The sequence below is a fragment of the Erwinia sp. genome (assembly GCF_031978025.1).
Taxonomy (GTDB): Bacteria; Pseudomonadota; Gammaproteobacteria; order Enterobacterales; family Enterobacteriaceae; genus Erwinia.
Genome location: NZ_DALZCD010000211.1, coordinates 1 through 7,522, shown reverse-complemented (window position 1 = coordinate 7,522; position 7,522 = coordinate 1). Strand labels below are relative to the sequence as shown.

8 protein-coding genes and 1 pseudogene are annotated in these 7,522 nt (G+C 52.8%); 4 read left to right on the top strand and 5 right to left on the bottom strand.

From position 1 onward, the window contains the following. Positions 1-1,198, top strand: a pseudogene (locus RTK32_RS15865) (glucan biosynthesis glucosyltransferase H); the annotation flags it as partial. Positions 1,199-1,267: 69 nt separating this feature from the next. Here the strand turns inward: RTK32_RS15865 and RTK32_RS15860 are convergent. The 3 genes from RTK32_RS15860 to RTK32_RS15850 all read right to left on the bottom strand — a co-directional run bounded on the left by RTK32_RS15860 (position 1,268) and on the right by RTK32_RS15850 (position 3,855). Continuing rightward, positions 1,268-1,777, bottom strand: coding sequence for a DUF892 family protein (locus RTK32_RS15860; protein WP_312045650.1), 510 nt, complete (start codon positions 1,775-1,777; stop codon positions 1,268-1,270). Positions 1,778-1,843: 66 nt separating this feature from the next. Next, positions 1,844-2,317, bottom strand: a complete 474-nt coding sequence (locus tag RTK32_RS15855) for a ferritin-like domain-containing protein (RefSeq protein ID WP_125288642.1) — start codon at positions 2,315-2,317, stop codon at positions 1,844-1,846. A gap of 344 nt (positions 2,318-2,661) precedes the next feature. Next, a complete protein-coding gene (locus tag RTK32_RS15850; RefSeq protein WP_312045648.1) occupies positions 2,662-3,855 on the bottom strand; it encodes a zinc-dependent alcohol dehydrogenase in 1,194 nt (397 codons plus the stop codon). Positions 3,856-4,084: 229 nt separating this feature from the next. On the opposite strand from RTK32_RS15850, the gene RTK32_RS15845 reads away from it, so the two are divergent. Then, positions 4,085-4,324, top strand: coding sequence for a YceK/YidQ family lipoprotein (locus tag RTK32_RS15845; protein WP_312045646.1), 240 nt, complete (start codon positions 4,085-4,087; stop codon positions 4,322-4,324). 3 nt (positions 4,325-4,327) lie between these two features. Here RTK32_RS15845 and RTK32_RS15840 read toward each other — a convergent pair whose 3' ends face one another. Both RTK32_RS15840 and RTK32_RS15835 read right to left on the bottom strand, forming a co-directional pair. Beyond that, positions 4,328-4,735: a MysB family protein gene (locus tag RTK32_RS15840; protein ID WP_312045644.1), complete on the bottom strand. Its 408-nt coding sequence runs from the start codon at positions 4,733-4,735 to the stop codon at positions 4,328-4,330. A 552-nt stretch (positions 4,736-5,287) separates the two neighbouring features. Next, positions 5,288-6,097 (bottom strand): flagellin, encoded by an 810-nt coding sequence (locus RTK32_RS15835; RefSeq protein ID WP_312045643.1) that lies wholly within the window; start codon positions 6,095-6,097, stop codon positions 5,288-5,290. Between the two features lie 404 nt (positions 6,098-6,501). On the opposite strand from RTK32_RS15835, the gene paoA reads away from it, so the two are divergent. Further along, complete coding sequence (paoA, locus tag RTK32_RS15830; RefSeq protein WP_312045652.1) at positions 6,502-7,170, top strand: aldehyde dehydrogenase iron-sulfur subunit PaoA; 669 nt, start codon at positions 6,502-6,504, stop codon at positions 7,168-7,170. Continuing rightward, positions 7,167-7,522 (top strand): FAD binding domain-containing protein (locus RTK32_RS15825; protein WP_312045641.1); only part of this gene is annotated, 356 nt, incomplete at its 3' end. The genes paoA and RTK32_RS15825, both read left to right, overlap by 4 nt.

Sequence of the window (7,522 nt, the reverse complement as noted above, 5' to 3'; positions counted from 1 at the left end):
GTCGCATGACTTTGTAGAAGCCGCGCTGATGCGCCGTGCGGGCTGGGGCGTTTGGATCGCTTACGATCTGCCGGGCTCCTATGAGGAGCTGCCGCCAAACCTGCTGGACGAGCTGAAACGCGACCGCCGCTGGTGTCACGGTAACCTGATGAACTTCCGTCTGTTCCTGGTAAAAGGCATGCACCCGGTACACCGTGCGGTGTTCCTGACGGGCGTCATGTCCTACCTGTCGGCCCCGCTGTGGTTTCTGTTCCTGGCGCTGTCAACGGCGCTTCAGGTGGTGCATACGCTCATGGAGCCACAATACTTCCTGCAGCCGAGGCAGCTCTTCCCGGTCTGGCCGCAGTGGCGTCCCGAGTTGGCAATAGCGTTGTTCTCCACCACCATGGTGCTGCTGTTCCTGCCGAAGTTGCTCAGTATCATCCTTGTCTGGTTCAAGGGCGCGAAGCCTTACGGTGGCGTGATACGGGTTACCGTTTCGCTGTTCCTGGAAGTACTGTTCTCCGTGCTTCTGGCGCCGGTGCGTATGCTGTTCCATACGGTATTCGTGGTCAGCGCCTTCCTGGGATGGGAAGTGGTCTGGAACTCGCCGCAGCGTGATGATGATGCGACACCGTGGAGCGAGGCGTTTAAACGTCACGGTTCACAGATGGCGCTGGGCATCGTCTGGGCTGCCGGCATGGGCTGGTTGGATCTGAACTTCCTGTGGTGGCTGGCGCCGATCGTCTTCTCGCTGATCCTGTCGCCTTTCGTGTCGGTCTATTCAAGCCGTTCCACGACCGGTATGGCCTCTAAGCGCGCTAACCTGTTCCTGATCCCGGAAGAGTTTGAGCCGCCAAGAGAGCTGCTCGACACCGATCGTTACAACGCGTTGAACCGCGAACGTGCGCTGAAAGATGGCTTTATGCACGCGATGTTTAACCCATCGTTCAATGCGCTGGCCAGTGCAATGGCGACTTCGCGTCACCTGACGATCGATATTCTGGAGTTTGCCCGCGACCGCCGTGTTGAGCAGGCGTTGAGCGAATCACCCGCGAAGCTGGATCGCGATCGCCGCCTGGCGTTGATCAGTGACCCGGTTACGCTTTCCAGAATGCACTATCGTCTGTGGCAGCATGCCGACAAGTATCACGACTGGTTCGATTATTATCAGTCTCTGCGCATGAATCCGCTGGCTATTCAGCCAACGAAAATCTGAAGCAGGCATAAATAAAAAATCCGGGAACGCAGGTTCCCGGATTTTTTTTGCCGTAAAGAAAGGCGGAGATTACTTCTTCGCTTCAACGCCCGGCGCGGCATCACGCGTCATAAACTGCTCGGTCACGTCAGGCAGATGATTCAGCGCCCAGTCGGCCATCGCCACTTCCTGCTCGCGGATCTGAGCAAAAATTCTTGCCCCTTCGGTATCACCCACCAGTTCTGCTGCTGCAATCAGCGAGGTGTAGCTGGCGATTTCCAGGTTTTCGAACACGTAGCTGCTGATAGCGCCTTTCACGACTTCATCGTCAGCCATCATGCCGCCCATGGCCTGACCGAAAGCCGTCAGTTTACCCATGGTATCTTTCAGCACGGAGTGGGAGGTATCGTAACGGTCAATAACCGACTGTACCAGCGCCTGCTGCTGACGAGTTTCTTCAATGTGCTGGACGATACGAGCTTTCAGGTCGGGATAGTGTTCAAGACGGTCTGCCTGTTTTTCCAGCATACTTTCCGCTTGCTTTTCCATCGCATGGGCATCTTTTACCCAGGCCAGATAGTTTTCTTCATGAGTGGTCATAGTATACCTCTTAATGATTCGTGTTCCGGAAGACGACTTGTGGCCTTATTACTGTTCAGCTTATCGTTATTGCTGCTCAGCAATGACGGTCAGCTTCTCGTCAGTCGCCTTCTCTTCTTCCAGCGTTTCACCCAGCAGGCGAGCCGCTTCTTTGTAGCCCAGTTTTAAGGCCAGCGCACGCAGCGTGCCGTAAGTCGCAATTTCATAGTGCTCAACTTTCTGTGCCGCACCAATCAGGCCAGCGTCACGGACCGGGCCAGCCTCGACAGAATCAATAATTTCCTGCGCTTCTTCTACCAGACCTTCAAGGGCATGGCATTTCATGCGTTTAATGCGCACGCCGTCGGTGCTTTCGACCAGCTGATCCAGACGCTCTATCTGGCCCTGCGTCTCTTCAAGGTGCTGTTTGAAAGCAGCGACCAATTTTTCATCGGTAGCGGCACGTGCCATTTTAGGCAGAGCACGAGAGATCTGTTTTTCCGCACTGTAAACATCGGACAGGTCATGAATAAATAAATCTTCCAGCGTCTTGATGGTCATATTTCACTCCGTTTCAATACAGGAAAGAAAGCGTTAATTCACACTCCGTAAAGTTACAGAAATAAGGTTAGCTGGTTATGCGTATTTCGGTAGGCAACAAAGAGACATTTTCGATTTCAAGGATTATTCTGAGAGTGATATCACGGGCAAAAGATAAAAATGACATTTAACAAAAGGTTGAATTTTATAGCTGGTGAAAATAGAAAGGGGCAAATTATTCACTTTTCCCGCGCGGCGTATCATCGGGCAGGCCAAAGAGGCGGGAAAAGCAACGTGATTTTTCTGAATGCGCTTATAAAGCGTTAATTAAGCCCGCCAACGAACGACGGCGGGCCTGGGGGGAATTAAACCGTAGCCTGTGCGCTGGTCATTCCCGGGACTAAAATAATTTTCCGGCAGTCTTCCTGGCGCTTTTCAAAAATCTCATAACCGCGTGCTGCCTCTTCCAGCGGCATATGATGGGTAACGATTTCCTCAGGCTTCAGATGCCCCTGTTCAATCAGCTTCAGCAGGTCAGGAAGATAAGCGTGAACATGCGTCTGACCCATTTTAAAGGTCAGTCCCTTATCGAAAGCGTCGCCAAACAGGAAGCCATGAATAAAGCCGGCATAGACGCCAGGCACGCTGACAATCCCGCCACGACGGACGGCCGCAATACACTGACGCAGCGCTTTGCCGCTACTGCCTTCCAGCTTCAGATTGCTGAGCACGGTTTCCGTCAGGCTGCCTTTGGCTTCAAAACCCACCGCGTCGATCACGGCATCCACGCCACGATGGCCTTTGGTATTTTCAATAATCCAGGCTGCCGGATCATCGTTGTCATCAAAATTGATTGGGATAACGCCATATCTTTCGCGGGCAAAGGCGAGGCGGTAGTTATGATGGTCAATCATAAAAATTTGCTCGGCGCCTGCCAGCCTGGCGCAGGCTGCACTGAGCAAGCCAACCGGCCCGGCACCGAAAATAGCCACGCTGGATCCCGGCTTGACCTCGGCGTTCTGTACCGCCTGCCACGCCGTAGGCAAAATATCGGAAAGGAACAGCACTTTTTCATCCGACAGCGTATCGGGCACTTTAAAAGGGCCGGCATTTGCTTTTGGCACACGCACGTACTCTGCCTGGCCGCCGGGGATCCCACCATAAAGATGGCTAAAACCGAACAGCGCGGCAGGCGGCGTAATTTTTTTCGGGTTCAGAATGGCACCCCGGCCGCTATTGGTCGTTTCGCAAGCAGCATACTGATGGAGATGACAGTAGAAGCAGTCACCGCAGGCAATGACAAAGGGGATAACCACCCGATCGCCTTTTGCGACTTTCGTGACGGCGCTGCCTGCTTCCACTACTTCACCCATAAACTCGTGGCCAAAAATGTCACCGTGCTCCGTGCTGGGAATTTTGCCGCGATAAAGATGCAGATCGGAGCCACAAATAGCCGTGGCCGTTACGCGCAGGATGATATCATCTGCGGCCTCAATCGTTGGGTCAGGCATGTTATCAACGCTGACCCGGTGCGGGCCGTGGTAGGTAAGGGCTCTCATATTTTCTGCTCCAGTCTGTTTTAATCTCACGCAAAAGCGTAAAAAGTGACGCTTACCAAGCATAGAACATGAAAATGAACGCAGGGGGCCTGGGGCGCTGAAAGCTCAAACATCCGACAAAGAGAAGCTAAACTGGAGGGAGAATTGACAGAAATTTTGCGATGCATGGGCTTACTGATGTTAGCCGTTACGTTACAATAGCGCGTTTTTTATACCATCGGGGAAGTGAATGACCACACTGTTACGTTCTTTATTGCTGATAGTCAGCCTGACAATGCTGACCGGCTGCGGCAGCATTATCAGCCGCACTTTTCCCGGTCAGGGGCATGGCAATCACTATTACCCTGGCGTGCAGTGGGATGTCCGTGATACACCCTGGCGCTTTCTGACCATTATCGATCTGCCGCTGTCGCTGGTTCTCGATACGTTATTGCTGCCGGTGGATGCGCACCACGGACCTTACGAGTAAACGTTATTCCCAGCGGTCTGCGCGGTCAGATTCGCTGTTATCGTCTTCCCACTCATCCGCTGCGGCTTTACCTTCTTCCGTGTCACCTGGCGGTTCCAGCTGGAATTCACCTTCATCCCATTCGTGCAGCGTATTTTCCGGCAGCCATTCCTGGCGCAGTTCAATTTCATCGAAGTCGCCGTCGAAAATGGCCTGTGCCGCTTCGCCGGTGCGCAGCGCAAGGATTTCACCCTCTTCGATATCGTCTGCAAGGAACTCTGCCTGCCACATGATATCGCCATCCTGCATTACATATTTTTGCAGGTTGAACTGACTTACCGCGGCATCATCCTCTTCCATTTCCGGGTTAGCGGCTAAAAACTCTTCACGCGCGGCGTCGATAGCCTCTTCCAGCGTTGCATACATGCTCATCAGGTTTCTCCATAACAAATAATGCAGGTTTTAAAGAAGGATAGTAGAAGATCGGCTGCGGTAAACCCTGAGAGGGAAAAAAATAAATGAAGATTTATATTAATTAATCAATGAGTTAATCAAATACCGTTTGCAATCAATAAGGCGGGCTGACACACGCTTGAGAACATCAGTTAAAAAGGCGAGTTGAGCAGAGTTTCCTGCGTTACCATGACTCAATTTTTGCACAGGGAGCAAGGTCACATACAGCGTGCCGCTAACCGCACTCTCATCAGTGGCCGGGCTGAGCAATAAAATGATTTGACGCTTACATCCGCAATGCGTCAGGGCTGGTGGCGTAATAATTGCTCGTTTTTATATGAATTTTTGTCGTTTGATTAAAAAAACAGACCGGTATTAAGGTAAAAAAACCTTATAGAATTGGGCAACATAAAAGAGGATAAGGCCTTGATGAGCTGTTGCCTGGTGACAGGATTTTAAAGCTGCTTAATCAATCACTCTGCTTCAAAAAAAAACCCGGCCTGAGCCGGGTTTTGTCTTTCGGTAGAGAACTTACTGCAGCAGAGACATAACGCCCTGTGGAACCTGGTTGGCTTTTGACAGCACGGAGGTACCAGCCTGCTGAAGGATCTGCGCCTTCGACATGTTAGAAACTTCTGTTGCGTAGTCAGCATCCTGGATACGTGACTGTGACGCGGTCAGGTTGGTCACAGTGGTGTTCAGGTTGTTGATGGTAGATTCAAAACGGTTCTGAATCGCACCCAGGCCGCTACGTGCGGTATCGACGTTCTTGATGCGCGCATCCAGATCGGACAGGTTGCCGCCGGTCACGCTGAAGCTTGCGCCCAGGCCGGAAGCCTGGAAGCCTGCGCCTGACAGGTCGATGCTGATCACGTTAGCGTCGGTTGCGTCGTTGGCGCCAACCTGAATTTTTACGCTGCCGGTGCTGTTGAAAATCGCCGTGCCGTTAAAGGTTGAAGCGGTACCGATACGGTTGATTTCAGACAGACGCGCGTCAACTTCTTTCTGGATTGAGTCGATGTCGTCGGCGCTGTTGGTGCCGTTTTTAGCCTGAACAGTCAGCTCACGGATACGCTGTAAGTTGGTGTTCATCTCGTTCAGAGAGCCTTCAGCCGTCTGGGTCAGAGAGATACCGTCGTTGGCGTTACGTGCAGCCTGAGTCAGACCTTTGATCTGCGAGTTCATGCGGTTAGCAATCGCTTCGCCTGCGGCGTCGTCTTTAGCGCTGTTGATACGCAGACCAGAAGAAAGACGCTCGATAGCGGTGCTCAGAGAAGCCTGTGATTTGTTCAGGTTGTTCTGAGTGGTCAGGGACATGATGTTAGTATTGATAACGGACATAATCGTTTCCTTAAAATTTTTACCAGGGTTCGGATACGGCGCCAGGATGCCCGTCACCGTCTGTATTCTTTATCGTCACGCCCTGGCAAAACTTTAAAGCGACTTGCAGAAAAATCTGCAGAAACTGTCGTTTAGGATAAGTCTTAACTCACGCAAGCCATCAAAAGAATCAGCCCTGAAATAGTCGACCGCCGCGGTTAAAACTTTAGTGTTTTTCATTAATAAGTTTGCCTCATGACGGTATGCAGATATTAAGAATATTCTCCTCGCCAGGAGCGACTATGCTTAACGCTCAAAAAAACAGAAAAAGTTCCCCCCTACTTTGTCGTTCCTTTCACTTTGCATACCGGAGGCCTGGCATGAGCAGCCAAGGCAATAACAGTAAAAGCACGTCGTTTCGCCGCATGATGGGCGGAACCCAACACCAATATGGCCTTATTCCTTTTCATCTGACGCGTCGTTCTTTGCTGAAAATCAGTGCGGTAACGGCAGCCACGGCGGCCGTTACGCCGGGCGCCGTATTGGGCGATAGCGACCTTCCCGCCACCCCTGCGCCGCAAATGCTGCCCCTGACGCTGAAGGTCAACGGCGAGCGTAAACAGCTTGAGGTCGATACCCGTACCACGCTGCTTGATGCGCTGCGCGAGCATCTGCACCTTACCGGCACCAAAAAAGGCTGCGATCACGGCCAGTGCGGTGCCTGTACTGTCATTGTTGATGGCCGCCGCCTGAATGCCTGCCTGACGCTTGCCGTTATGCATGAGGACGCCGATGTCACCACCATTGAAGGTCTTGGCACGCCCGATAATCTGCATCCCATGCAGGCCGCTTTTGTGAAACACGACGGCTACCAGTGCGGCTACTGCACGCCTGGACAGATTTGCTCGTCGGTAGCGGTGCTGAAAGAGATTGAAGCGGGCATTCCCAGCCACGTCACGCTCGATCTGGTGTCGTCTCCGGAAGTGACGGCCGATGAGCTGCGCGAAAGAATGAGCGGCAATATTTGCCGCTGCGGCGCTTACTCCAACATTCTTGCCGCGATTGAAGATGTCGCCGGGAGCCAAAAAGCATGAAGGCCTTTACCTATGAGCGCGTGAAAACGCCCGCCGAAGCGGCTGCCAGCGCGCAGCGTGTTCCCGGCGCTAAATTTATTGCGGGCGGCACCAATCTGCTCGACCTGATGAAGCTGGAAATTGAAACACCTTCTCATCTGATAGACGTCAATCACCTTTCTCTGGACAAAATTGAACCTGCTGAGGATGGCGGTTTACGCATCGGCGCGCTGGTACGTAATACTGACCTGGCGGCCGATGAGCGCGTGCGTCGAGACTATGCCGTGCTTTCCCGGGCGCTGCTTGCCGGCGCTTCTGGCCAGTTACGTAATCAGGCCACCACGGCAGGCAACCTCCTGCAGCGCACGCGCTG

Bases quoted from the DNA above. Each gene is read 5' to 3' on its own strand.
- RTK32_RS15860 (WP_312045650.1), bottom strand. From the start codon at position 1,777: ATGACCACTCATGAAGAAAACTATCTGGCCTGGGTAAAAGATGCCCAT.
- RTK32_RS15855 (WP_125288642.1), bottom strand. From the start codon at position 2,317: ATGACCATCAAGACGCTGGAAGATTTATTTATTCATGACCTGTCCGAT.
- RTK32_RS15850 (WP_312045648.1), bottom strand. From the start codon at position 3,855: ATGAGAGCCCTTACCTACCACGGCCCGCACCGGGTCAGCGTTGATAAC.
- RTK32_RS15845 (WP_312045646.1), top strand. From the start codon at position 4,085: ATGACCACACTGTTACGTTCTTTATTGCTGATAGTCAGCCTGACAATG.
- RTK32_RS15840 (WP_312045644.1), bottom strand. From the start codon at position 4,735: ATGAGCATGTATGCAACGCTGGAAGAGGCTATCGACGCCGCGCGTGAA.
- RTK32_RS15835 (WP_312045643.1), bottom strand. From the start codon at position 6,097: ATGTCCGTTATCAATACTAACATCATGTCCCTGACCACTCAGAACAAC.
- paoA (WP_312045652.1), top strand. From the start codon at position 6,502: ATGATGGGCGGAACCCAACACCAATATGGCCTTATTCCTTTTCATCTG.